We start from the raw sequence: 26,057 nt of genomic DNA, 5'->3' as shown, positions 1-26,057 counted from the left end.
AGCAGGGGGTCAAATTAAAGACAAAGGCCCCTATCGTAAATGAATACAGGGCCTTTGTTATGAAAATTCATTATGTATAAAAGACCCATCCACTGCTGACGAGGTTAGCTGACGGACTCGGGTAAGATGGTACCCTACACATGGATTCATGTGACTCGCCCCTAAAAAACTGGTTCCCCCGCTTTCCAGATATTTCATCTGAAAACTAAGCGTGAGTCCATAATAAAGGCATCGTTTTGAAATGTCAAACGCATACATGCGATTATTTTGGTGATTTCTATGTAAATATGACTGAATTAACGACTTTAAATAGATTGGCTTTTTTTGTCTGTGACTGGAACAGAGTGTTGTCCAATAGCTCATATAAACCGCGTGTTTTTCGCTATATAGCAGGCATTAAACGGGTATGTTTAAAGTATTGAAACAGAGCTGATACAAATGTCGAAAAATGACAAAGGCTAAGTTACACAAGAGCGTGCAACTTAGCCTGTAACTTTTTTTTATTATCCCCAAATAAGTTGTTCAATTGTGACTAAATCCATTCGATATGTCTTGTCTAGACCGTCGGTTCATAATCCGATTGACACGTTCGGAACCAAATAACATAAACAGGATATATATAGCTATAAACGATGGCAAGATTGCGATCGTTGTCAGCGCTGCAATCCATCCAAGCAAGGAAGGTAGAATTGTTGTTCCGGTATAAGCAACCGCCATCTGATAACCCATAAGCTTCTGTGTCTGCACCTTACCAAAACGAGCCGGAGTTTCATGTAGCATACAAGGATAGATAGGTGCGAAGCCTAAGCCAATCAACATAAATCCAATAAGCGAAAATAAGGTTGGAACAGGCAAAATAAGTAGTAATCCTCCAGCCAGAGCAATTAGCAGTCCACTACGAATTAGAACACGGTTACTCACTTTTAAAGTAACAAATCCTGTAATAAAACGCCCCACTGTTATGCCACCATAATACATAGATATCCATTGCGCGGCCACTCCTGCTGGTAAATCCTTTATGTTTACAAGAAAACTGCTCCCCCATAGCCCCACTGTTGCTTCTGCACCGGAATAGAAGAGGAATGTCATTAAAGTTAGCTTAACACCTTTCATTCGCAAGGGTCGTTCAGAAGAGTTAACGTCATGTGGATGATCTGAAATCCCTATTTCATCAACAGCTTTCTGACCCTGAACTTTCTCCATGCGTTTCCATAAAGGTAGTGTAATAAACAGTAGTACCACCAAAGCCAACTGAATTAGTGCGACCGTTAAATACCCACTACGCCATAAGTTATCTTCACGAATAAATCCTGCCATAATGATAGGTCCTAAAGTTGCCCCTACGCCCCAGAAGCAATGTAACCAACTCATGTGATGCGCTTTGTAATGAACAGCGACATAGTTATTCAGTGCTGCATCAACAGATCCTGCTCCAAGTCCAAGCGGCAATGCAAGCACCATTAACCATATAATAGAAGGAGCATAATAAAATCCTAGCAATGCTAATGCTGTCAGCATACAGCTTACCAAGGTGATCTGACCTGTTCCTACTCGTTTCATGAGCGTACCGCTGGCTAAACTTGATATAATCGTTCCGACTGCAATAATAATGGACAGTACACCCGCAACACCAAACGGTGCTCCAAAATCTGCTTGCATAACCGGCCAAGCTGCTCCAAGTAACGAATCAGGAAGCCCTAAACTAATAAAAGACAAATATATAATTATCAAAAACAATGTTGCCACGCTCTGCTGCCTCCTAGTCTATTCGTTTCTAGATAACACGATGTTTGGTTCTAACGTGGCTAACGTCAGTTCGATCAGGCCCATTAAGTAATCCAATGTAAAATCTTCCGATACTATGATTTCAGGTACCGCACTCTCCGGTAGCTCTTTACTACACAGCTCTGCAATTCGCCTTCCATTCGCCTGCGTTATAAAGTTGCCATACAGAACGACGCAATCTGGATTAAGAACAGCACAAATCGAGATGACCAATTGTACAATGGCACGCTCTATCTCCTCTGGAGATGACATGAAGCTGCTCTCTCCCCATGGAATGCCAAACGGCATGCTCCCAACTTCACCAGCAAAATTTCTTCTGCCTTTAAACAGATTTCCATTGATGTATATCCCTGCTCCCGGTGGAAAACGATCTGGAAAATAGATATATACAACCGCTGTATCTTTACGAACTTGATTCCGCTCGCAATAACCAACGACTGCTGAATTCACATCATTTTCAATGATTACAGGGATCCCGTATCTCTTCATGAAGTATTCCACAATAGAAATACCGATCAGCTCTTTATAGTCCGAGACAATGATCCTTCCATTATACTCAGCTACAGGTAAACCAAATCCAATGGAACGAATCTCAGGATATGAAGCTATTAAAGAATCGATTATCGTTTCAAAACATGATAGATCTATTTGATCAATCTTTTCTTGTTGTTCGAATACTATGTCGCCAACCAGATTAACAACTGCACTTCGAATGACAATTTCTCCCGCTAATTCATAAGGAAACATCGTCAATACATAGGCGTAGTCTCCATTATATTTAAAACACTGAGCCGGCCTACCTCCTCCAGAAGCACGAGGATCACCTTCGATAACTTCTTTAGTTTTTAGTAATTGCTGCAATATCGTGCCGACCGTAACTACACTTAGTCCCGTTATTTTGGCAATCTGTTGCTTCGTCCCTTCTCCTTCTGTCTTTAATGCATTTCGGACGAGATTTACATTGACCTCTTTCATAACCAATGCATTGCCACCAATGCTTTTGATCATAACCACCTCTTTAAATAAATTACTTTATAAAAGTGTTTTATTAAGTCTGTATAATGTATTTAATTTTATATATTTTGTCAATCACAATCATTATAATTAGCATGAAAAAGCAGCAAATCTTCATCGATTTACTGCTTCACCATCTACATATTCACAATTGTCAGCAAGCTTAGAAGGGCGACCATAAAAAATGTACCAATTAACGCTAATGTATTGAAAATCGTTATGGTCTTCTCTTTGAATACGATGGATAAGAGTCCAAATATTGCAATCCCAATCGCTCCACCTAGGGTATTACCAATCAAATCCGTGATATCACTTGCACCAATTCCAAAAATAAACTGAAGGATTTCAAAACCAAAACTTACACCAAATATTAGAATCAGTTTCCTTCCAAAGCTCCACTCTTCTTGTAACATGCTTAGATATATTCCAAATGGAACAAAAGCAACTACATTCAAAATAATCTCTGAGGTATCAACTTGCCCATTAACGATCACAGAACCAGCAAAAGGAATGAGATTGATACTTCTAAGATTCATTTGTCCAAGTAATGAAAAATCTAACTCCATTTTCAGCAATATAATCCACGTTAGCACAATTAGATAGATGCAAAGTAATACTAAAGTAAAGTTTTTTTGTTTCTTCATGTCCATTCTATGATGTCTTCCTTCCAAATCACTTCAAAATTATAGAAGATACTTCACTATTTATTTAGCTTCTAGTTACTATCTTTTTTTCCTCGTGAACAACCTTGACATTCGATTCGCAAAATCAACCAAACTTCCGCTATTCGGATCCTGGCGATAGTACCTCTTTTTCACAGCTTCAAGGACCGACACAGGGACTTTCTTCCCCTCAAAGAGCGGATAGAAGTTATTATAAGCCCAAGCGAGATGTTCCCATCTCTTGTCGTTCCCATCCTGCACATATTCCGATACATCTAGTACCTTACCTCGGCCATTCTGCTGCAAAATATTTTTCAAGTGAATATCACGCGGGTTTAATCCTTTTTCCCTAACGAACTGTCGTGCATCTTCAACATCATCAATCACTTGTCTAGGAACGGATACGCCGTTTATTAGACAGTCGTAAAGTGTCATTCCACTTTCGTTACTGATCACGATATAACGCTCTCCATCGCCATAATAAACAGGGAAATATGGACTTCCATCCAAAGCCTGATAAACGTCAATCTCGGCTTGTTTTTTCGAAAGCGCCTCTTGCGTATATAGCTTGAAAGCATAAGATGGGAAAGGTGTATATACAAAAACCGCAGCATCGGTTCCGATCCCGACACATTGTAAATCGCTCGATTCTCCTGTAATTGTAACGGGCTCATTCTCACCTTGCTTTAGAACCGTTATTAGCGATAGAGCCGGATCCGCCTGTTTCCAATCTTCTTCTTTCATGCGCCACCTCATCATGTTTGTTACTAGTATTGAATGGTATGATCGTATCATAATCTTCACCCAAAAGATAATTACGCTAATCATCTAACGTTTTATCCTCGAGTTAAGTTGTTTAATCATATGAACATTTCTTGACATTAATAAATTTAAAAGAAAGTAATCTAGTACTTAGTGAATAGTATATTCATTCAAATCCAATGTATACGGAGGAAATATCCCAATAGTTTTATATTTTATTTCTCGGGTAATCGCAAAATAATCACGGATTCGACATGTCTTATTCATATCGAATTTCACCTTACTTAATGTTGTCCATAAAAAAATCAAACCGACTGCCATCTGCAGTCGGTTTGATTCAGCTTACCATATTCTATGTCAACGTATACCAAGGCAAGCGAGACAATGGAGCATCGACTTCTTTTACACATGGCCCCACGACCACGCTCTCATCATCTCCTTGCCAAGAACCTTCAGGGAACACAATCTTGCGCGTTGTTGCCCCCTTCTCCACGACCGGAGCCACTAGAATCGTATCACCTAGCATAAACTGGTCATTAATTTGTTCATATCCACCTTCTTGGAACACATAAGCCATATGCCGAATAATCGGTTCCCCCGTCTGTGCAGCATGACGTGCAAGCTTCATAATCATAGACCCAAAAGATTCATGCAATTTAGCGGCTTGTACACAATATTCCAAATGCTCTTCATCGAGCACACGCCACGGTGCAGTCGAAAATTGCATCATCGGGAACAATGCTGAGCTTTGAGCATAACGAACAAATAACTCTTGATCCAGCTTGAAATTCGGATTATTCTCAATATCTGCAATTTGTCCACCGCCAATCATATCCGGACATGTAAATGCATAACCTGCAAGCCCTTGTGCCAATCCATTTGGGATCAATGAAGCTAGGCCATCCGTTTTCCAGCTATGACTCTTGTCTGAAAGTCGTTGAACAAGCGCGAGTCCTCCACTCTTCCAACAAGCCCGGTATTCGTTCAGTGGATAGTTTAGTCCGACTCTCGCCCATGCTTCACAATGTCCGTTCGGATGCATCTGGATCGCGCTTTGATCTGTTTCACGATAAAACTGCGGATCGCCAGCATCAAATTTAAATCCATCAATTCCGAATTCATCCATTAACTTTCTTAATTCCCCTTCGTACCATGCGACGGCTGCGACATTCGTGCAATCTAGAACGGCGCTATAGCCATTCCACCAACGACGTATCGCCGTTTCACCGTGTTCATCCTTCAGCAGATACCCTTCCCGCTCCAGATAGCGGAAATTAACTGGATTATCTGGACTAATGAACGGACATGTCCACAACATCACTTTAAAACCAAGCTCATGCAATTCATCTGTCATCGCTTTCGGGTCTGGGAATCGATCCTTTCGGAACGTTAACACGCCGTAATCTTCCATCCAGTTATCATCGATCATGATCACTCCTGGTGGCATACCATGTTCGAGTACACTCTTCGCATAGGCTAATGTCTTTTCTTGAGTTGGTTCATATTGAAGTTCAATCCATAAATTATACTGAGGCATCGTAAAAAACAGCTCCTCTGGCAAAGAACCTGAAGCTGGAAAATGCAGTCTTGCCGCTGCGAGAAATGTATCTCGCAGATTACCATTCTGCTCACTAATCATGAGCTCTCCTGATTGCGCTTCTACGGTAAGGGAGCCATCTGCGAATGAAAAACGAAACGGTTCCTCTGACCAAATATAACGACCTTTATTCGAGATTAGAAATGGAACAGCTTGATTCGTTCTTCCTTCGGTAAACAGATTCTTTTCATGTACCAACTTTCCGAAAGGCATACGAACCCCGTCATCTATATCGCCGCCCCACCAACATTCATCCTTATATATCTCAATCTCAAGTCGATTCTGTGCCATTATGTAAAAGCAACTCCCTTCATCATATGAAATATCGATTAAACGCTTCATTTCTTAACCATGATAGTATAAAATCGGAATGAAAATATACCGCATTTCTTGCTGAATTATTAAACAATCTTGCGGTTTGGAGGACGCGATCATTGAATACCATAATATCTAACCAATACATGATGATGCTCAGCGATATTTACCCATTCAATATGTTCGTTCCTGAAAGGATGGGTAAGACATTATTCCCTCCCCATTGGCATGATGAATGTATTGAGATCATCCTGTTTATAGAAGGAAATGCTGAACTCCACATCGGAGGTGAGTCTTACCTTGCTACAACAGGGGACCTATTCTTAATTGGTGAAGGTCTGATACATAGTGGATATATCGTGGATGAGATGCCTCGTTATTATACGATCTTGCTTGATCGACATCGATTAGTGGGATCTGACTTAAATAGTGTCGATTACGGAGCTCTGCTCACTGGTAAGCTTAATCTACCTATGCTTGTCCAATCGAACCATCCGCACTATGATAAACTTCTACAAATTGTTAATACTGTTATTTATGAATTCCTTCATCGAGATCTCGGTTTTGAAGCTGCTGTTAAATCCAATCTGCAAATACTGTTGATATTGTTCTCTCGCTTATTTCGCTCATCTACAGACGATAATGCCTTGAAGCAGGAAGCTTATCGCCGTAAAGTGGAACGGCTGAAAGATGTCATATCCTTCGTAGAGCACAACTATCAAGACAAAATTACCGTTTCACAAGCAGCTGAGATTGCAAGTATTAGTCCTTATCATTTTTGCAGAGTGTTTAAAGATGCCGTTGGTCGTACATTCAACGAATACGTGCAATTGTATCGAATTGGCAGAGCTGAGAAGTTAATTAAAGAGACAGACCTGCCTATTACAAGAGTTGCCGAGCTTGCGGGCTTTAGAACGATACACTATTTGGACGAACTATTTAAACGACATCGTGGCTGTACACCCCTTCAATTCAGAAAACAATCGCTTTCTAACAGAAAACCCGATGGAGCTATTTAAACTCCATCGGGTTTTTTATTCCTTAAATAGCAAGTCCAAAATCTTCTCTGCTGCCATTCGATTTTTACCTTTATAAGGGTAGCAGTGAATATGGATCGCTGGATTAAAGTTAATCTCAATAACACTATAATTATCCTCTGCTGCTTCTTCTGAGATATGATCGATCATCATATCAACTCCGCAGATTGTAGCCCCAGCAGCCTTAGCAGATTGAACAGCAATTCGTTTATAGCTATGAGGAATTTCATCTGTGTAATCAAGACTGTCTCCACCCGTACTAATATTCGAATTCTCGCGCAGATAAATGATCTCACCAGCCTGAGGTATATCGTACCAAGTGTGACTATGGTTCTTCAGGAACATCGTTTCCGCTTCTCCGAGTTGAATCTGTTCAAGAGGTGTCTTATATCCACGTCCCCGAAGAGGATCTTTATTCTTCTCATGCACAAGCTGTTCAATGGTGTGAACACCATCGCCAATTACATTCGCAGGGACTCGGTGTAATACTCCGACTACTTCATCTCCCATGACTAAAAAGCGATATTCCTTTCCGCTCACGAACTCTTCCAAAAGAACGGTCCGATCATGCTTGAACGCCATTTCGAATGCCTTCTCATAATCGTCTTTCGAATACTCACGATTAAAGATCGTAATGCCTAAGCCGAAATTTGTTGACTTGGGTTTAATAACAATCGGTTTATCCCTGTACTTCAGGTACTTGGACATAGCCTCATCAAGACTCCGGAATACTTCCCCTGCTGGTACACGTATTCCTTCCTGCTTGAGCACTTCTTTTGTTACGACTTTATTCTCCATTATTAGCACTGTGCTATAAGAATCGAGTGATGTTTTTGTCGCTTGCTTCACATATTCCGTATGATCACCTTTAGTAAGCCGTACGAAATTCTCGTCTCGATCCACCAAGTCAAATCGAATGCCTCGTTTCACCGCTGCCTTTAACAATAGCTGCGTGGACAACTCTAAATCTTCATATCCTGTAAATCGATACCCGTTCTGAATACTCTCCTCAGCATACTGCTTCGCTTTATTCAGATGATAATGTAGATAGGAAGAATGAAGTATCTCCGATTTGACGATTGCTGCAGAGCTACGTTCTGGATTCACAATGATCCTCTTTGCTTTGTCTAACAATTCGAATAACTGCTCATCATCAGGCTTTAGTAGCTGTACCATTTTCATCATCTCTTGAATACAAGTCAATGCAATCTCTTCCAGGGACTTCTCAGTACTCTCTTGATGATGTGCCTCATTCTTTATCCCATGCATGATTAAAAGATCATGATTATAATCAGCTAGTCTCTGATCTTCAAGACTGAAAGACTCGTCTTCTTTAAGCAGCATAAAAATAATAAACAGATGAACAAGCTTCATCGTTTGCAGACTAATCCCAATTTTGAACAGAGGATTCAAGTCAATAAAACGAAGCTCTAAATAGGCTATTCCATCCTCCAGGAGTTCTTCTAAGGGGGCTTCCCCTCTCGCTGTCTTCAATCTGACGGGACTGTAGTATTCCTTAACGGTCAATAGCTCTCCAGATTCAATCAACTGTTTCAAATCAAGTACATATTCATCTACTGAATTTAACGATACATATAGCGGCCTTTCATTTCGATATCCACATTCGCTATTCCGAAGTGAGTTCATGTTGGATACATAGTAGCTTTTCTTGTCCAAGGTTTCTCCACGCGCGACACATTGTTCCATGTACGTCTTATCAAAGACTGGGCTTGCTCCGGTTAAATAGATCAGAAGCCAGCGATATCTGAGCAGATTACGGGTAACCCGAAGATAGATTTGATCCTTAAAATCTTTGTATTGCTCCTCACGATCTTCAGCCTCATAGAACCTTCTCAAAAACTCCTCTTTAAAGGAAAAATTATAGTGAATTCCACTTAAAAGTTGTCTTTTACGCCCGTACTTGTCGGCAAGTTGATGTCGATATTGATCCGCGGACGGATCATTCATCTGTGCAATCGGAATCTTCTGTTCATCAGGTAATGCTGGTGGATTACTGCTAGGCCACAAATATTCATCCGTCAGTTCAAGTGACACAATATCATGTAGTGCTTCCATGAAGCCAATTGTTTCTTCAATAGAGTCAAAAGATGGAGTTATCATCTCCACTTGACTCTCGGAGAAATCAGTCTGGATATACGGATTTTCTAACTTTTGTCCGAATGCCTTAGGATGCGGAGTTAGCGCAAGTTTGCCATGCTGATCCACTCTCACATTTTCTTTTTCCAATCCAAAACGTCCATGAAAGAGTTCGTCAGATATCTGTTGATTGATTAAAAGCTGGATTAGTTTATGATTTAACTCTACCATTATGATTGCCACCTTATTATCAAAGTATTGTCTTAGCTGTTCCCTTCATTCTAAGCAGCGATCGATTGAACCAGAAGACGAGAACTATTCCCTTGAATACACTAGTAAGCGAGATCGCCATCCACACACCATTTAATCCAAAAGGCCCCGACAATAGAATGGCGAGTGGAATTCTTAAAGCCGTAAGTGTGATGCTGAACATCGGAGGTATATGAGTCTTCCCTAACCCGTTAAAAGCGCCTACTGTCATGAGCTCCAAACACATAAACAACTGGGAGTAACCGATAATTCGCATGTAATTCGTACCCAGCTCTAAACTGGATGCATCAGCAAGGAAAATGGAGAAGAGCTGAGCTGGAAATAAGATGAATATAAATGAAATAAGGATGCCAAATACGGTGGTAAGGAGCAAGGATTTACGATACCCCTGTTGAATTCGATCCAATCGACGAGCTCCGTAATTTTGCCCAAAAAAAGCAGCAATAGCTCCTTGTAATCCACCAATTGTCATGTATGATATCGATTCAATCTGAATCCCGACTTTTTGGACAGCAATCGCATCCGCTCCAAAACGAACAATGATCTTCGCGATAATGATCGAAATGATCGTAAAAGTGACTCTTTGGATTGTAATGGGAAGCCCCATTTGAATAACCTCTGACATTTGTCTGAGATTCCATTTCGATGAAGTACGGAATAAATCGCCATTCCTAGTCTGCCAGATAAAGACACTCGTCACGATTAGATTTGCAGTTACCGTTGCCAGTGCAGCTCCTGAAACGCCCCAACCTTCAAAACTCCCAATACCAAAAATGAATAAAGGATCAAGGACAATATTAACGACCAGACCAATCGTAAAAATCCGGAACGGCTGCTTGCTATTCCCCATCGAATTTAAGATTGTAGCGTATAGCATATTTACAATTGTAAATATTGTGCCCATCATTGATATCACTAAGAAGTCAGAAGACATCTTCTCAACTTCAACACTTCCTAGATCAAAGAATCCAATAAGCTTTTGATTCGCTGCGAATACAAATGCCATATACAGAATTCCTATTAAAATCGACATAACAAATCCATTTTTCACGTATGACTTAGCTCTGTCTTGATCTCCTGCGCCCATACAGTGTGAAACTTTAATGCCCGTACCGATCGTGGTCATTGTCGATAATGCGATGGCTAAGTTTATAAAAAAACTAGCTGTGCCGATCGCAGCTACAGGACCACTTCCGAGCCTTCCTATCCAGATCATATCAACCAGACCATATGTAGTGGATATAAAATTCGTCGCAATAATCGGTAATGCCAATTTCATTAAGCTAGGCATAATCGGCCCTTGGGTTAAATCAATATTGCCCTTCATGTGTGTAAACCCCATCCTTCTACAACTCAGTTAAGAACCGACCACAAGGGCCGGTTCTACTCTTCAATCATTGTCTCTATTCTTATCCTCATCATAAATCACAATACTCATGTATGTTAGTCACACGTTAAGACATTTATTTTGTCTTGGATTTCTCTACTCAGAGGTGGTAAGTATTGAAATGCTTCTTTTAAATGCGGCTTATCTTCCACATAGAGAGAGTAATAAATCCATTGACCTCTTCGTTCCTCTTGAACCAAACCTGCATCCTTTAATTTACGAAGATGCTGACTAATATTCGGTTGAGTTGTCTGAAGTAACTCCACCAAATGACACACACACATCTCTTGCTGGTTTAGAATGGAGACCAGTGTTAAACGGGTCTTATCACCTAGCAGTTTAAACTGATCTGCCATCTCTTCCATCGAGATCATGGTATTAAATCCTCCCTACTTCGTTGTAATATAATTATCTTATATCTCACAAATTATATAATCAAGTAATTATATGATATAGTCATAATATTGACGTACGATTTATTTAATATCATTAACAATACAAAAGCACTCCATTACAGCTTAAATATGCTGTACGGAGTGCCCTAAATTTCACTTTGTTAACATTTTAAGAAACGACTGCAATCCTTACAACCAGATTATCGCCATACGGATATCCAGTAGCATGGAAGCATAATAGGCCAGACTCAGGATCATGTGTAAAAGATAATTCTTCATCATTATCAAGCCAACGTACACTAGATACAGGACGGTGAACTCCACTAAACGCTTTAGGCCCAGTACCACCGCCATCAATCGTTACATTGGCATGACCATCGATAGCTAAATGATGGATGAATAAATAAGCGATTCCGTCCTCTGTCTCTAATGCAAAATTATCACCGACACCTTTAATCTGACTCGGTTTGCCTTCATAAATCGGTTTCTCGTGTAAACGAACCCAATCCCCAATAACTTCAAGTGTTGCTTCCTGAAGCTTCGGAATTTGTCCTCCTGCTGTCGGCCCCACATTGAGAAGGTAGTTAGCCCCTACTTTTCGGCATGCCGAAAGACTCTCAATTAACTCACCTGTCGATTTATTAGAGAAATCATTCGTGCCAATTCCCCAATGTCCATTGATCGTCTGACACATCTCTGCTGCTACATATTTACTCATGCCTTGCCTGTTCATGGCTGACGGACGCCCTTGCTCAAAGGTTACACTATCTAGCTCCGGATGACCAATTTCACCCCGATGATCAAGTCCTGTATTATTAATAATCATCGCTTCAGGCTGTAAGCGGCGAATCGTACCATACAACTCGTCAAGCTTCCAATCGGCGTTAGGCTTACTCCAGTTACCATCGAACCATAACCCACCAATGGGTCCGTAATATGTACATAGAACTTCAACAGATGCACGTAAATACTCTAAATAGGCATCAAAATCATTCTGGAAGCTTGGCTGGTACCAGTCCAGTGTCGTATGATAAAAGAAAGGGGTAATTCCCGCTTTTCTACAGCCTTCTACGAATTCAGCGATCAGATCACGTCCAGCCGGGCTGTGCGGTGCGTCGAAATCAGATAATCCGCGTGTATCATATAAAGAGAATCCGTCATGATGCCGAGTTGTTAGTACAATATATTTCATACCCGCGTTTTTGGCTGTCATTGCAATTCGATCTGCATCAAATTGATCTGCGTAAAAGGTATCTTTCAACAAAGCATATTCTTCCATTGGAATTCCCTTAATATGCTGAGCCCACTCCCCCTGCCCTAGCTGTGAATAGAGTCCCCAATGAATGAACATACCGAAAGCTTGTTTCTCAAAATTCGCGATTCTCGGTAATGGCACCGGGATCGTCATGTTGCATCTACCTTCTCTCGTGATTTACTAAGCGTTCACGCTTGTGCTTCCTATTGTAGGACGTTCGGAAACCGCTTACAACCATTTTTAATATAATCATGTATTGTATTTCCTAGACTTTTTTCACCAATACATTTCCCAGTTTTTTAAAACCCTTACCAGAGCCTCCAAATAGTAATAATCACCCCAGATACAGCATTCATTTACTCCGTTGCCAAGCGGCTTTCCATATACAGCATGCTTTAGTATCCCGTTGGAATGAGGTAAGGATTTAGTTGTATAATTTTCAGTCAAAGAATCCAGTATCCTTAGTGCCGCATTCTCATAAATTCGTCGATTCGAATGAGAGAACGGCAGATGTTTGGCAAGTTCCAGCATACCGCATACCGATATCGCAGCTGCTGAACTATCCCTCTCTTCTTCACCCTCGGTGAATATCAAATCCCAATAGCAGACATAATCCTCAGGCAATCGATTCAGGTAATAATTCGTGACGCGTACAGCATCATGAAGTAAATAACTATCCTTTGTATAAACATAACTGAGCGGAAGGCCATACATAGCCCAAGTCTGACCACGGGACCAACAAGAGTCATCCGCATAACCTTGAGCTGTTCGACCGTATAAAGGCTCACCACTTTCAACATCCATATAATACGTATGAAAAGTGGATGTATCTTCTCGAATTAAATATTTGGCAGATTGTCTTGCATGGCTCTGTGCTGCATGATAATACTTAGAATCTCCGGTTTCCTCCGATGCCCAATATAGTAAAGGTAAATTCATGCAGCAATCAACAATCATCCGTCCGCGCTGAGATGGATTATCCAGCTTACCCCAAGCTTGAATAATACCTGCTTTCTCAAAATACCGCTCCATCAACAAATCAGCAGCTGCTATTGCTGTCTGTTTAGCCTCTTCATTCCCAGTTAGCTTATAACTAGCTATACAGGATAGGGAGTACAAGAATCCAAGATCATGTGTTTCTGTTGCAATTCGCTGGTCTACTCGCTTCTTATAACTCTTGAGCTGCTTCTCCGCTGCCATTTGGTATTTTTCATCCCCTGACACTTCATAAGCAAGCCATAGCATTCCTGTCCAGAAGGACGAGGTCCATTCGGTGTTTCCAATGGGTTCATAAATATTACCTCGGCTTGCAGGAGCGGGGAATTTTAAAGAGAACGTCTCAAGATTTTGATCAATGCGTTCAAGGACAAATTCTATTGCTGATTCAACCTTTTGTTTCGTCCAGACTGTAATTTCATCATATTTCAAAGGTTCCCATATTTGTTCCATCATTCTATATGATACTCCTCTCTCTCGATCGCAAATTATTCGCCACTTGCACTCATCCGATATTTACCTGGCGTTACACCCTCAAGTTTCTTAAATGCTCGAATGAACACAACATCGTTTGTGTAACCCACCATTTGGGCAAGCTGTGTATTTGTCATATCCGAGTTCTCCATCAATCGCTTGGCAGTATTAATTCGTTCACGAGTAATGTGGTCGGTGATATTGAAATTGTTTATCTTCTTAAAGAATGATGAGATGTATTGAGGTGTCATACCGAAATGGTCTGCAATCATGGTTAGCCCAAGACCAGGGTCTGTTAAATGGTGATCGATAAATACCATAATGTCCTCTGACAGTTGCTTGCTATGATTGCTGTGTTCCGTTCGAAACAGACGTGTCAGTTGATCGTATAACCGCTTGGTTTCAGCATGCATCTGATCCGCTGTTGTACAAGAGAATATATGCTTTACAGGATCAAAGCTAGGTCCGAGCAAGCGTTCATGGTCGGTGTTGGTCAAATTCATGATTTTCAGAAAAGTACTTATTATATTGAAAAAGAGACATCTGCCTAGTTCTGGTGTTAAGCCTGCAGAACTGAAATTCATCGCATATATTTTATCCAGCAGCTTCCCGACATTTTCGGTGTCACCGCTCTTCACATGGTTAACGAGTTGGATCTCGAAATCGATAGGATAGTAGTAATGATGTTTAAAATCCCGTATAGCTCCGAAATGAGTAATGGTTTCTTTCCCACTGAACATCTCATAATCGAGTGCAGCCACCGCTTCCAAATATGCGCCTCCGATCTCGCTTTTTCCTTGATGAACACAACTTACCCCAATCGTAACCGAAAGACGAAAGCGTTCCACAAGTATATCCTGAAGTTTTCTAGCCATATCTTGCAGGAAGCAATCAGTCTCTGAACGATCTATTTCATCAAAATTGACCAAGATCGCAACCTGATCACGTTCCAACTCGACCGAAAAGCCCTGATGAATCGTACTAGCCATATCTGAGCCAATATTCGAGATGATAAATCGAATATTGGTCCAGTCTTGCTCCGATTGCTCCGGAAACAGCTGGCTGATATCTGCTGCTCGAACCAGAATCACTGCAAATGTGTCAGATATGAAATGAATTCCCATCAAGGAGAGGGAAGACTCTTCTTTCTTCCTTACTTCATCAAGATCGATATATCCACGAATGAGCTTCTGTAAGAAGTTGGCACGAACAACCGGTGTTTGCTGAAACAGTCGTTCACTTAAATGTCGTTCGTTAAGAAAAGAACCCTCAATGGTCTGCAGTATGAAATCATATTCGTTAGCGTCTGGTTTACTTTGCACTTGTTTCCCGCGCAAAATCGTATCCACAACCAGCTTCAACGGGCTATATTGACGATATGCGAACCAACATGCGATGAGTCCCCCTATAACAAGGGATATGATGAACATCAACAAAGCCATGTTCTTAATTTGTGTCACTCGTTGCATGAAACTGTCCATAGGCATCACCGATACATAATACCAGCCCGCCTCTTTGGATTCGGTGAATGTCACCATACGATCCGTATCGTTTAACGTTTCTTTAAACAATCCCGAGGTGCTTGTCAGCCTCGATGTGATCTGACTAGATAATTCTGAAACCGATCTTGAACTTGCTATAACTTTGTTGTTCCGATCGATAATATAAAGTTCACTATCATAAGCGGTTTCGATCTGCTGGAACATCTCTTGGATCTGCTCGCCATCGATCAATATAACGAGGGAGCCCCTTATTGCAGAAACTTCATGAATCGGAAGGGTCTGTACGTACGTGATTACTTCTGTCGGATGGCCATCTCCATTATTAGGATCCTGAAGCAACACCTCTGATGGTAGATATGACCCGTTATAATAAGTGCCAAGAATCTCTTTTTTCCATGTCTCAATATTCATATTTTTAAATCTGTAGTATTTATCGTAGAATGACTGTGAATCGGTCCGTAAACCGGGTTTTAGAATCACTTCTCCTGCTTGCAAATGAATGTAAAAGTCATATATGAATCCGCTTACAAACGATTGGTAACGACTAAGATAATCACGGATGAACTCCACCTGTTTATAAGATTCTGAAGAATCATTGCGATTGAGATTAAGCAGATAAGCCAATTTGGAATTAAATACAATCTGCTTGGCCAGTATATCTACTTCTTTAAGCTTACTGTCCATGGAAAGACGAAGTTGTTCCAGCATCGCCGAATTCGAACGTTCCGCATTATTTTCCATCACGTTCTCCACCTGCTCATATAGGAAGAACCCTACAATCATAGGCAGCAAAAGGACAAACATATACGAAACGATCATCGTTTTTAAGACACGTCTCCGGCTAATTTTTCGCTTACCGTTCAGAAGGCGGGATATAGAGATCATGAAGCACTCCTCCAAGAAAATAAATGGAAACCTATCATCTTGAATCCTTCGCCAAGCTGCCTCCCCATCCCTTTAAATCATGAATACAATGTACTTTAAAGTTGAATTAATCGAACAGAACGAAGCTTGACTGCTGCCGCTTGCCATATTTCCGGCCCTTTCGCTTTAGGCTTCACATGTTTGCTCGATAGCATTAACTCATAAGATCCCGGTGTATCGATCACAATTCGCCCAAGTGTAGAACGAACCTCGGTATAAGGGTGTTGACAAGATATGGATTCAATGACAATCAAATCTTCCTTCGGTATAGTGGCCAATCTCTGATCAGCTGCTTGAATGATCACCTCATGATCATATTCTTTAGCCCAATCTGTGCCTGTTCTGACGAAATTGATAAGCTCAACTTCAAATACACCTGATCCTGCCACCTTAAATGTCCACCTTGCAACGTTCATTTCATCGCCCTCAGTGATATCAGATAACACCAAATCGAGCTTAACTGAGCCCTTCGCCTGTTGTATAAAACTTGAATCCACTTGGATTTCACCTTCAACATCGAGCGCTATAACTGATACGTATTGTTCTGATGTAAGTTCGGGTAGTTCTACTCGCATCACATGCTGATCTGTCTCAGGGCAAAAGTGCTGCTTCACTACCAGCGGATGACGAGTCTGGTCAGACAATACAAAAGCTCTGTTTACCTTAGACTTCAGTCCATTAAGTACTAAGCCCTCAATAGGCCATTCAGAATGATATACATGCAGGAATATTGTCTTTTTTTTCACAGTAATGGCTCCCCATTCGAACTCATACGGAAACGGACTTGCACTTGTGCCGTATACCGCCTCACCATTACGATCAAGCCAAGCGCCTATTTCTTCCAAACGATCAATGGAATTCACAGGAATTACTCCTGTGTCCGTTGGCCCTACATTTAACAGAAGATTCCCCCCCTTACTTACGATATGAACCAGTTTACGAATGAGGGAGGCTGTAGATTTCCATACTTGATCCTTCATGCTATAGCCCCAAGATTGGTTCAGGGTCATCGGTGTCTCCCATTCACGAGTTTCTTCACCATTCATCGGGATTTCATTATCCCCTTTTGATTGATAATCACCAAAATCTGGCCAATGACTTACCCGGCTGTTAATTAAGCAGTTCGGCTGAAGCTCCCGGATCATGTTGACGATGGCTTCGCTCTCTTTCCTCGATAAGCCCCCTGACGTATCGAACCAGAGGAGACCAACAGGGCCATATTCGGTAAGCAATTCACGTATTTGTCCTTTCGCTTTGTTATTCCAATAACTAAAGAAAGCCTTTTTCTCCAATTCATAATCCCATAAATTATTATACGTATCATGTAGGGCATGAGGATGATGCCAATCAATGACATGGGAGTAATAGAAGCATAGTACTATTCCCTCCTCACGACATGCTTCGGACAGTTCTTTCAGCGGATCTCGCCCAAACGCAGATGCATCCACGATATTGAATGGATCCGAATGTGAATGGTACATGGCGAATCCATCATGATGTTTCGCTGTAATGACGATATATTTCATGCCGGCTCTTTTGGCACATGCTACCCACTCTTTGGCGTTAAATTGATGCGGATCGAACTTTGCAGCAACTGATTCATACTCCTGAACAGGGATTTTAGAGGCATACATGACCCATTCCCCTTTTCCAAGCACGGAATACACGCCCCAGTGAATAAACATGCCAAATTTAGCATCCTTCCACCACTCCATTCGACTACTTCGTTCTAATGAAGATTCCAAAGAATTAACCATGATCACCCTCCTATTCTTTAATGGCACCAATCAATACACCCTTAACAAAATATTTCTGCAGAAATGGATACAGAATCAAAATGGGAAGTGTAGATACGATGATCGTCGCATATTTGATCGTGTCTGCGATGGCAATCTTATCCCCTGATGCTTCAGTCATCATACTATCCGTTGTATTCGTGATCAGAATCTCGCGAAGCACCAATTGAAGCGGGAACAGCTCCCGATCTCTCAGATAAATCAGCGCTCCGAAATACGAATTCCAGTGTCCGACAGCGTACCATAATATCATGACCGCAATAACGGGCATCGACAGTGGAATGATAATTCGAAACAGGATGATCAAGTCATTAGCGCCATCAATCTTGGCGGATTCCTCTAAACTCGCTGGAACGGACTGAAAAGCAGTCCGCATAATGATCATATTGAATGTGCCAATCATGCCAGGAATCAGCATTGCCCAAATGGTATTCAACATGCCTAAGTTATTAATTAAGAGATAAGTCGGAATAAGCCCTCCGCCGAAGAACATCGTGATTACGATAAGCATCACCAGTATATTCTTGAAATACAAGTCTCTACGCGACAGCACATAAGCACCTATAGCTGTAGCAATCAGGTTGATAATCGTACCTGCCACAACATAGATGAGCGTGTTACGGTACCCTGTCGTGATCATCGGATTTTCAAACACTGCTTTATAAGCACCAAAATCAATATCTAGCGGCGCGAGCAGCAAGCCGCGATGCTGCGCTAATGCGCTAGGATCGCTCATCGAAGCGAAAGCAACATACAAGAACGGGTATAAGGTAAGGAAACAGAGACCGATCATGATCAACACGTTCATACACGAGAATATTTTTTCTCCGGTGGATAATTTATTTACCATTCGATTCGGCCCTCCTACCACAGTTTATGGGTACTGACCCGCTTGCTGATCGAATTCGCCAGGACAAGTAAGATAAAGCTAACAACGGAGTTGAACAAACCAACAGCGGTTGTAAATCCATAATCCGTCTCCAGAACCCCACGCCGATAGACAAACGTAGAGATAACATCCGCGGTTTCATAGGTAAGCGGGCTGTACATCAGCAGTACCTTCTCACTACCTACACTGAGCATAGAACCCATATTGAGAATGAATATGATAATGATGGTTGGTAACATACCCGGTAACGTAATGTGAAGCATCTGTTTCCAGCGTCCTGCACCGTCCATCTTGGCTGCTTCGTATAATGTTGGGTCAATCGTGGCGATCGCTGCTAAATAAATAATGGACCCCCATCCAACACCCTGCCATATACCAGAGCCAACAAATAAAGTACGGAACCACCCCGGTTCACTCATGAACGGAATCGATTCTATACCGAAAAAACCTAATAGCTGATTAATCAAACCATCTCTTGAGAGAAAATCAAACATAATACCAGTCACGACAACAATGGAGATGAAGTGAGGAAGATAGGTGATCGTCTGGACTGCCCGCTTAAATAAACGGCTGCGGATTTCATTGAGAAGAAGTGCGAGAATAATTGGAGCGGGAAACGCAAAGATGAGCTCATAAATATTGATCAGTATGGTGTTGCGGAGAAGACGGTCGAAATAATAGCTCTGAAAGAAGTTACGAAAATGATCAAATCCGACCCATTTACTCCCCCAGATCCCATCGGCAACACTGAAATCCTTGAAAGCCATCAGTAGACCATACATCGGTCCATAATGAAAAATACCGTAGTACAAAATAACAGGAAGCGCCAATATATAAACATATTTGTTACGTCTAAGGTCCTTCATTATCGTTGTCCATTTTCCTTTACGCTGCCTAAGGGAATGGTTCTGTACACTAGACAAATTGCTTCCTCCCTTCCAGAAAAATAGTTCGCTCAAGAGCGGGTGAGACAATCATTTCTCCCGCTCCCATTTAGATTACCTTTTTGCGTAACGCTCTAAAGCTTTTTGCTGAATATTTAGCGCTTCTTCCAAACCCATGCTTTGAATCGTCTTAACATATTTATCAAAGTTATCCAAAGACTCTGCACCCATGACAAACTTCAAGTACATCTCGTCCTTGTAAGTGTTTATATCCGTCATAATGGATGCATAGCGACTACTCTCCGATTGTGTCGGAGTCGTTCGCGGCATCTTTTTCTCCATGGTTGGCTCTGCCCATATGATCTTGGATTCCAATTGATCTGGCTCCGTTGTATATTGTTCATCAAACCGTATATCAAGCATAAACGGTCCACTGAAGGTAGCGCGGTTGTGCTTAGACATCGATTGAATCAGCGGTAGTCCAGATGGATCATTCTTCACTTCGGGCTTAAATACGGGCTTCCCGTCTTCCATCGTGTAGCTAACGCCCTCTTTACCAAAATTGAATAACAACGTGCCTTCCTCAGAGTATGCATAATCAAGCCATTTGACGGTTTCGATCGGGTTTTTATTACTCGTCGTAACCGCTGCTCCAATGCCAGTATATGCTGGATCCTTGTAACCCCAAATCTGCTTGTCACCTTTGTTCATGACAGGATACGGAGCGGCGATCAGCCTAAAGTCTTTATCCTTTTCTTTCATCAGCGTACCGTACTTGCCAATCCCACTACCTGTATAAAGAACAGCAGACCCAATCTGTCCACCCGTGATTTTTGCCTCAAGCATTTTGTCATCAGTCGTCGCAAAATCTTGATCGATCAATCCTTCCTTATACCACGCATTCATAAGTGTCAGAAACTCTTTGAACTTTGGATCTATTGGGCCGTATTTCACTTGTCCAGCCTCTTGATAATATCCAGCATTAATCCCCCATGCACCAAGAAATGCAGTGGTGGTGTCAACATCCCCTTTTGCCAAGTACAGCGGTATCTCATCTGGCTTTCCGTTACCGTTCGGATCCTTCTGTTTAAACGCTTTCAAAACGGCGTACCATTCATCTATGGTTGTAGGCATTTGAAGTCCTAGCTTATCAAGCCAATCCTGGCGAATTGTAGGTCCCAGAAACACTTTAAGTTTGTCGTCAGTACGAAGGAACGGGAACGCATATATGCTGCCGTCATCAGTCATGATCTCCTTCTTCCATTCAGGATGTTCCTCTAGGACCTTCTTAAAATTTGGAGCATGCTTATCAATTAAATCATTGAGTCTAATGATTTTCCCGTCTTTGATTGCCTTTTCAGGACCACCTGGATACCCAACCCATGAATATTCGATTACATCGGGGAGCTTATTCGATGTCATCATTAGATTGAATTGCTCTGTTGCCTGTTGACCCTGTGGTGGATGCTGGAAATCCACCTTCACGCCAGTTACGTTCTCTAGCTCTTTGTATGCTTCGATGTCATTGTAACTTTTCATAGTCGCTGATACTTGAGTAACCATTTGAACCCAATAGGTTAAATTCGTCAGCGCAGACGGAGATTCAGAATCTTCCGCTGTCTTTGGTTTTTCTCCTGATGAACCATTACAGCCTGCTGCAGTCATGACCATGACAACCGTAAGCATAACGATCCAAAATGGCTTAAACTTTTGCTTCATAAACATCATTCGCCTCCCTTTTCATTTTCGTTACTTTAAATCTTGATTTGATTGTTTGTTATTCACCTACTTTACAGATGATTTTGATGCTTGAACACTGCTGTGTTTTCTGATTGTGCAGTATAAACTTAAGCTGACCTACTGATTAAACTTAATATTTGTCTGACTTTATTTAAGATAGAACAGCCGCCCGTAACACAATACAGCCGACTGATCACATCGGGCTCTATTGTATTACGGGCGGCATCAATTCTGTTTATCCAATTAGAAATAACGAGTTCATAAAGTGTTTACCCGCGAGCAGCGGCATCTGCATAATAAATGACGGTATAGAATTTCGTTATCTCTTTACCCGGATTGCGGTAGCGGTGTGGACGGTTTGCAGCAAAATGAACGGAATTCCCTGCTGGAACGATATAGCTCTCGTCATGAACCCACAATTCAAGCTCCCCCTGATGCACAAAGATATATTCTTCAACTCCCTCATTATGCGCTTCCGATCCATAATCACAGTTCGGTTCCATGACAACCATATAAGATTCGAATTTCGTTCTTAAGTTATAAGCGAACAAAGGATAGGAACGGTAAGCTCCTTCTTCCTCTAGAAAAGGCTCGATATCGTCTGGTGATACAACATCTACATCGACCTCTGCCTCTTCAATAAGAGCTGTAAAAGAAATACTCAGCCCATTAACGATCCGCCACAATACCGAAATTGTTGGATTCGAATCCCCACGTTCGATTTGTCCAAGCATCGCTTTACTTACACCTGTTAATCCAGCAACGTTATCCAGGCTTAAGCCTCTTGATTTACGGATCGCTTGTAGATTTTTTCCTACTTTTTTATGAATCGGTTCCAATCGATCAACTGCCTCCTTCTAATACCCGCTGCTATTAACTGATCTTCGTCTGACCTGTTTGCAGCTTCTGCGTAAGCTTTGATACCATATCATCGGTCATATGGTCTAAATCATATTGTACATCAAAGCCCCATTCTTCGCGCGATGCTGTTGTATCGATGGAATCCGGCCACTCTTCCGCAATCTTCTGACGGATCGGGTCCACTTCATAGCGTAGAACAAAATCCGGTATATGTCTGCGAATGCTCGCTGCTATCGTCTCTGGATCAACACTCATTGCGGTCACATTAAAAGCATTACGATTCTTCAGTTTGGTTGAATCTGCTTCCATTAAAGTGATGATTGACCGGACCGCATCCGGCATATACATCATATCAAGGAACGTTCCCTCCTTAATATAAGAAGTATATCTTCCAGCACTGACAGCCGCTCTATAGATGTCAACCGCATAATCGGTTGTTCCACCTCCAGGGGGCGCCGAGTGAGATATGAGTCCTGGGAAACGAAGACCGCGAGTATCTACCCCATACTTATAGAAATAGTAGTCGCACAACAGTTCTCCAGCCACTTTACTAACTCCATACATGGTATGAGGACGTTGAAGCGTGTTTTGCGGCGTTCCTTTCTTCGGTGTATCCGAACCAAATGCAGCAATAGAACTTGGAGTAAAAAATTGGCAGGAAAGTTCTCGCGCGGTTTCAAGACCACTAAGTAATCCTCCCATATTTAAGCGCCATGCCAGGGCAGGATCATGCTCTGCTTTTGCAGATAGAAGGGCAGCAAGATGGATGATGGTGTCTGCTCGATGTTCACTTGCTGTCTCATAAAATGAAGTATTATTTGTTACATCTAGTATTTTAAAGGGACCCGATTGACAGGCATCGTTATCTGTCATTCGAATATCAGTGGCAAGAACGGCTTCGTCACCGTAAATCTGTCTGAGCTTCGTTACCAAGTCACACCCAATCTGACCTAATGCACCTGTTATCATAATTCTTTTCATAGCAGACTCCCCCTGTTATATCAGACCTAATTCGCGTCCAATCGTTTCGTATGCGGTAAGTGCGCGATCCAGCATCTCTTGGGTATGAATTGCCGTTGGCATGTTGCGGACGCGGCCCGTACCCTTAGGTACGGTTGGGAAAACAATCGATTTAGCATAAATACCTTCTTCATACAGCCGCTGACTGAATTTCTGAGTTGCTGCTTCATCTCCAATAATACATGGTGTGATCGGAGTCTCTGTTTTGCCAATGGAAAAGCCTAGATTTCGTAGCCCTTCTTGCAAATATTTCGTATTCTTCCATAGTTGCTCCTGGAGATCTTTACTATCCTGCAAAATATGCACCGCTTCAATACATGCAGCCACCGCTCCTGGAGGGAGTGCTGTTGAGAACAAGAATGGTCTGCTTCGTACCTTGAGCCAATCAATTAATTCACGTGAACCTGCTACATATCCGCCAACAACACCGATAGCTTTCGATAGCGTTCCAATTTGGAAGTCGATCTTGTCAGATAGCCCAAAATGCTTCACTGTCCCGGCACCACCACCCAGTACTCCTGAACCATGCGCATCGTCGACATATGTGATAAGATCAAATTCATCCGCAATGGAAACGATTTCAGGAAGGTTTGCAATATCTCCATCCATTGAGAATACACCGTCTGTAATGACCATGATCTTCTCATATTGACCAGACTCCCTTGCAGCCTTAGCTTTATTACGCAGATCTTCCATATCTGAATGATTGAAGCGAATAACTTTTGCTTTCGTAAGACGGCATCCATCAATGATGGAAGCATGATTGAGCTCATCTGAGAGGATTGCATCCCCTGCACCCATAACGGCAGATATAGCAGCCATATTACAATTAAATCCAGACTGATAAGCTAGAACAGCTTCCGTTCCTTTAAATTGTGCTAGCTTCTCCTCAAGTTCTGTATGGATCTGAAGTGTACCGTTAATACTGCGCACTGCTCCACTACCTGTACCGTATTGTCTAGTTGCCTTTATTGCAGCTTCCTTCAACCGATCATCATTCGCCAATCCTAAATAATTATTGGAGGATAGATTCACGAATTCGCGGCCCCCTATTTGTATCAATGGACCATTCGGACTTTCAAGAGGCTGGATTGTATTATAAAGACCTTGATTTTTTAATTCCTCGAGATTGTGTTGTAAATAAGAGGTTAATGATTGACTAGCCATATGAAATTCCTCCCACTTTATAAATTTTGGTGGACCTATTCCCTGTTATTGTATGCAATAACATTCAAAAATGCAATATGACATACAAAAAAATGTTATATTGCACACTACACACCAAAGAGTAAACAATGCGTCTTCGATATTGCAGCTGGTGCGGTTAAGCGCTCATAATAGAAAAAGCTGCTTGTCAGGTATGAACCTGCAAGCAGCTTTATTATGATCATTTGATGTTACACCTTTAAGTTTAAGCTCATATCATACACGATGCAGTTTTTGACCTGTGTTGGTAGACAGAGCTTCTTTCCACATCTCACACCACTGCTTATAATCATTTAATACGCTATCTGGATTCGCTTCGCTGCGAACGACAAAATCGGGATGGGATGGTCGGCCTGTTGGTTCCCCTGTTCTTTGGTAACGCAGATCAATGCTCCATCTCACGATATCAGATACATTCCACGTTCCACGATGAGGTGTATACTTGTTCATTATGACAATTCCACCTTTTAAGCACGGTACAAGTACAGGATTAGCTTTTGGCATTTGTTCAGGTACAATCGTAGTCCCACCATTGGAATAGTGTTTCAATTCACCTTGCTTCCATACGTCAGGGATTACTTCCATACAGCCTGTTTCGGCAACTGCGTCAACAAGAGGGAGCCAAAACGTAATAATATCGGATTGATCTGCTTCTTCAGTCGTAACGGCAGCATCCTGATGCCATGGAACATTTAAAGAGCTTGGTCCGCTATGAATCTCTGCAGGCACTTTACCTCGTATATGTTGAATTGGGTTACACGTAATCTCCTTGCCGAGAAGACTCTCAACTACATCAAGCAAGTTGTCGTTACGGAGAAAATTGAACATCGGTTCTAATCGTGCCTCCATGATATCTAAACCGTACTGAATTTCTTGACTTTCGGCAAAAAGCTTAGCGAACCGTCTTTCAAATGGTTCGTCCTCGAAGAGATTCTTAATCTTCCCTTCCGCCTTCAACTCTTGTGCTCGGCGATCGATAAACTCAGCATAAGCTGAAATAACCGGTGCCAAATCTTCTTCAGTTAACACATTTTGAACAACGACATAACCGTTAATATGATACTGATCAATTTGTTCTTGAGACAATAACATCTCTTCAAGCCTCCTCATAACAAGGGTCTTAGGTAAGCCCTTTCATGAGTTCAGTATAAAGCGAGTTGGATGATGATAGAATGATCGATCTTATCTT

20 protein-coding genes and 1 riboswitch are annotated in these 26,057 nt (G+C 41.7%); of the genes, 1 reads left to right on the top strand and 19 read right to left on the bottom strand.

Going from position 1 to position 26,057, the window contains the following annotated elements:
• Positions 1-78: 78 nt before the first annotated feature.
• Positions 79-222, bottom strand: a riboswitch (cyclic di-AMP (ydaO/yuaA leader).
• Positions 223-522: 300 nt separating this feature from the next.
• From AC3WJJ_RS00695 to AC3WJJ_RS00675, 5 genes are all read right to left on the bottom strand, one after another.
• Entirely contained in the window at positions 523-1,746 is a 1,224-nt protein-coding gene (locus AC3WJJ_RS00695; protein WP_492537092.1) for an MFS transporter, read from the bottom strand.
• An 18-nt stretch (positions 1,747-1,764) separates the two neighbouring features.
• Positions 1,765-2,793, bottom strand: coding sequence for an ROK family protein (locus tag AC3WJJ_RS00690; RefSeq protein ID WP_492537090.1), 1,029 nt, complete (start codon positions 2,791-2,793; stop codon positions 1,765-1,767).
• Positions 2,794-2,936: 143 nt separating this feature from the next.
• Complete coding sequence (locus AC3WJJ_RS00685) at positions 2,937-3,443, bottom strand: VanZ family protein (RefSeq protein ID WP_492537088.1); 507 nt, start codon at positions 3,441-3,443, stop codon at positions 2,937-2,939.
• 78 nt (positions 3,444-3,521) lie between these two features.
• Positions 3,522-4,205: a serine/threonine protein kinase gene (locus tag AC3WJJ_RS00680; RefSeq protein ID WP_492537086.1), complete on the bottom strand. Its 684-nt coding sequence runs from the start codon at positions 4,203-4,205 to the stop codon at positions 3,522-3,524.
• A gap of 370 nt (positions 4,206-4,575) precedes the next feature.
• A complete protein-coding gene (locus AC3WJJ_RS00675) occupies positions 4,576-6,111 on the bottom strand; it encodes a glycoside hydrolase family 31 protein (protein ID WP_492537084.1) in 1,536 nt (511 codons plus the stop codon).
• 143 nt (positions 6,112-6,254) lie between these two features.
• Between AC3WJJ_RS00675 and AC3WJJ_RS00670 the strand changes: the two genes are divergently transcribed.
• Positions 6,255-7,154, top strand: coding sequence for a helix-turn-helix domain-containing protein (locus tag AC3WJJ_RS00670; protein ID WP_492537082.1), 900 nt, complete (start codon positions 6,255-6,257; stop codon positions 7,152-7,154).
• Positions 7,155-7,169: 15 nt separating this feature from the next.
• Here the strand turns inward: AC3WJJ_RS00670 and gshAB are convergent, their stop codons facing one another.
• The 14 genes from gshAB to AC3WJJ_RS00600 all read right to left on the bottom strand — a co-directional run bounded on the left by gshAB (position 7,170) and on the right by AC3WJJ_RS00600 (position 25,960).
• The gene (gene gshAB / locus AC3WJJ_RS00665) at positions 7,170-9,500 is read right to left on the bottom strand and encodes a bifunctional glutamate--cysteine ligase GshA/glutathione synthetase GshB (protein ID WP_492537080.1); all 2,331 of its coding nucleotides are present in this window, start codon (positions 9,498-9,500) and stop codon (positions 7,170-7,172) included.
• Positions 9,501-9,519: 19 nt separating this feature from the next.
• Entirely contained in the window at positions 9,520-10,866 is a 1,347-nt protein-coding gene (locus AC3WJJ_RS00660; protein ID WP_492537078.1) for an MATE family efflux transporter, read from the bottom strand.
• 116 nt (positions 10,867-10,982) lie between these two features.
• The gene (locus AC3WJJ_RS00655) at positions 10,983-11,300 is read right to left on the bottom strand and encodes an ArsR/SmtB family transcription factor (protein ID WP_492537076.1); all 318 of its coding nucleotides are present in this window, start codon (positions 11,298-11,300) and stop codon (positions 10,983-10,985) included.
• A gap of 190 nt (positions 11,301-11,490) precedes the next feature.
• Positions 11,491-12,729: an alpha-L-fucosidase gene (locus AC3WJJ_RS00650; RefSeq protein ID WP_492537074.1), complete on the bottom strand. Its 1,239-nt coding sequence runs from the start codon at positions 12,727-12,729 to the stop codon at positions 11,491-11,493.
• Between the two features lie 123 nt (positions 12,730-12,852).
• Positions 12,853-14,025 (bottom strand): glycoside hydrolase family 88 protein, encoded by a 1,173-nt coding sequence (locus tag AC3WJJ_RS00645; RefSeq protein ID WP_492537072.1) that lies wholly within the window; start codon positions 14,023-14,025, stop codon positions 12,853-12,855.
• 35 nt (positions 14,026-14,060) lie between these two features.
• Positions 14,061-16,433, bottom strand: coding sequence for a helix-turn-helix domain-containing protein (locus AC3WJJ_RS00640; RefSeq protein ID WP_492537070.1), 2,373 nt, complete (start codon positions 16,431-16,433; stop codon positions 14,061-14,063).
• Positions 16,434-16,528: 95 nt separating this feature from the next.
• On the bottom strand, positions 16,529-18,229 hold the full coding sequence (locus tag AC3WJJ_RS00635) for an alpha-L-fucosidase (RefSeq protein ID WP_492537068.1): 1,701 nt from the start codon (positions 18,227-18,229) through the stop codon (positions 16,529-16,531).
• 10 nt (positions 18,230-18,239) lie between these two features.
• Positions 18,240-19,118 (bottom strand): carbohydrate ABC transporter permease, encoded by an 879-nt coding sequence (locus tag AC3WJJ_RS00630; RefSeq protein ID WP_492537066.1) that lies wholly within the window; start codon positions 19,116-19,118, stop codon positions 18,240-18,242.
• Between the two features lie 14 nt (positions 19,119-19,132).
• Complete coding sequence (locus AC3WJJ_RS00625; protein ID WP_422661478.1) at positions 19,133-20,023, bottom strand: ABC transporter permease; 891 nt, start codon at positions 20,021-20,023, stop codon at positions 19,133-19,135.
• A gap of 132 nt (positions 20,024-20,155) precedes the next feature.
• Complete coding sequence (locus AC3WJJ_RS00620) at positions 20,156-21,760, bottom strand: extracellular solute-binding protein (RefSeq protein WP_492537064.1); 1,605 nt, start codon at positions 21,758-21,760, stop codon at positions 20,156-20,158.
• Between the two features lie 290 nt (positions 21,761-22,050).
• On the bottom strand, positions 22,051-22,620 hold the full coding sequence (locus AC3WJJ_RS00615) for a helix-turn-helix domain-containing protein (RefSeq protein ID WP_492537063.1): 570 nt from the start codon (positions 22,618-22,620) through the stop codon (positions 22,051-22,053).
• Positions 22,621-22,654: 34 nt separating this feature from the next.
• Positions 22,655-23,623 (bottom strand): NAD-dependent epimerase/dehydratase family protein, encoded by a 969-nt coding sequence (locus AC3WJJ_RS00610; protein ID WP_492537061.1) that lies wholly within the window; start codon positions 23,621-23,623, stop codon positions 22,655-22,657.
• Positions 23,624-23,638: 15 nt separating this feature from the next.
• Complete coding sequence (locus tag AC3WJJ_RS00605; protein WP_492537059.1) at positions 23,639-24,829, bottom strand: glycine C-acetyltransferase; 1,191 nt, start codon at positions 24,827-24,829, stop codon at positions 23,639-23,641.
• A 255-nt stretch (positions 24,830-25,084) separates the two neighbouring features.
• The gene (locus AC3WJJ_RS00600) at positions 25,085-25,960 is read right to left on the bottom strand and encodes a phytanoyl-CoA dioxygenase family protein (protein WP_492537057.1); all 876 of its coding nucleotides are present in this window, start codon (positions 25,958-25,960) and stop codon (positions 25,085-25,087) included.
• Positions 25,961-26,057: the final 97 nt, after the last annotated feature.

Source organism: Paenibacillus sp. FW507-14B1B (genome assembly GCF_058781425.1).
This window is presented reverse-complemented; position numbering and strand designations above follow the sequence as displayed.

Bases quoted from the DNA above. Each gene is read 5' to 3' on its own strand.
- AC3WJJ_RS00660 (WP_492537078.1), bottom strand. From the start codon at position 10,866: ATGAAGGGCAATATTGATTTAACCCAAGGGCCGATTATGCCTAGCTTA.
- AC3WJJ_RS00635 (WP_492537068.1), bottom strand. From the start codon at position 18,229: ATGGTTAATTCTTTGGAATCTTCATTAGAACGAAGTAGTCGAATGGAG.
- AC3WJJ_RS00610 (WP_492537061.1), bottom strand. From the start codon at position 23,623: ATGAAAAGAATTATGATAACAGGTGCATTAGGTCAGATTGGGTGTGAC.
- AC3WJJ_RS00690 (WP_492537090.1), bottom strand. From the start codon at position 2,793: ATGATCAAAAGCATTGGTGGCAATGCATTGGTTATGAAAGAGGTCAAT.
- AC3WJJ_RS00685 (WP_492537088.1), bottom strand. From the start codon at position 3,443: ATGAAGAAACAAAAAAACTTTACTTTAGTATTACTTTGCATCTATCTA.
- AC3WJJ_RS00655 (WP_492537076.1), bottom strand. From the start codon at position 11,300: ATGATCTCGATGGAAGAGATGGCAGATCAGTTTAAACTGCTAGGTGAT.
- AC3WJJ_RS00600 (WP_492537057.1), bottom strand. From the start codon at position 25,960: ATGTTATTGTCTCAAGAACAAATTGATCAGTATCATATTAACGGTTAT.
- AC3WJJ_RS00640 (WP_492537070.1), bottom strand. From the start codon at position 16,433: ATGATCTCTATATCCCGCCTTCTGAACGGTAAGCGAAAAATTAGCCGG.
- AC3WJJ_RS00620 (WP_492537064.1), bottom strand. From the start codon at position 21,760: ATGAAGCAAAAGTTTAAGCCATTTTGGATCGTTATGCTTACGGTTGTC.
- AC3WJJ_RS00625 (WP_422661478.1), bottom strand. From the start codon at position 20,023: ATGAAGGACCTTAGACGTAACAAATATGTTTATATATTGGCGCTTCCT.
- gshAB (WP_492537080.1), bottom strand. From the start codon at position 9,500: ATGGTAGAGTTAAATCATAAACTAATCCAGCTTTTAATCAATCAACAG.
- AC3WJJ_RS00630 (WP_492537066.1), bottom strand. From the start codon at position 19,118: ATGGTAAATAAATTATCCACCGGAGAAAAAATATTCTCGTGTATGAAC.
- AC3WJJ_RS00675 (WP_492537084.1), bottom strand. From the start codon at position 6,111: ATGGCACAGAATCGACTTGAGATTGAGATATATAAGGATGAATGTTGG.
- AC3WJJ_RS00650 (WP_492537074.1), bottom strand. From the start codon at position 12,729: ATGACGATCCCGGTGCCATTACCGAGAATCGCGAATTTTGAGAAACAA.
- AC3WJJ_RS00680 (WP_492537086.1), bottom strand. From the start codon at position 4,205: ATGAAAGAAGAAGATTGGAAACAGGCGGATCCGGCTCTATCGCTAATA.
- AC3WJJ_RS00605 (WP_492537059.1), bottom strand. From the start codon at position 24,829: ATGGCTAGTCAATCATTAACCTCTTATTTACAACACAATCTCGAGGAA.
- AC3WJJ_RS00645 (WP_492537072.1), bottom strand. From the start codon at position 14,025: ATGGAACAAATATGGGAACCTTTGAAATATGATGAAATTACAGTCTGG.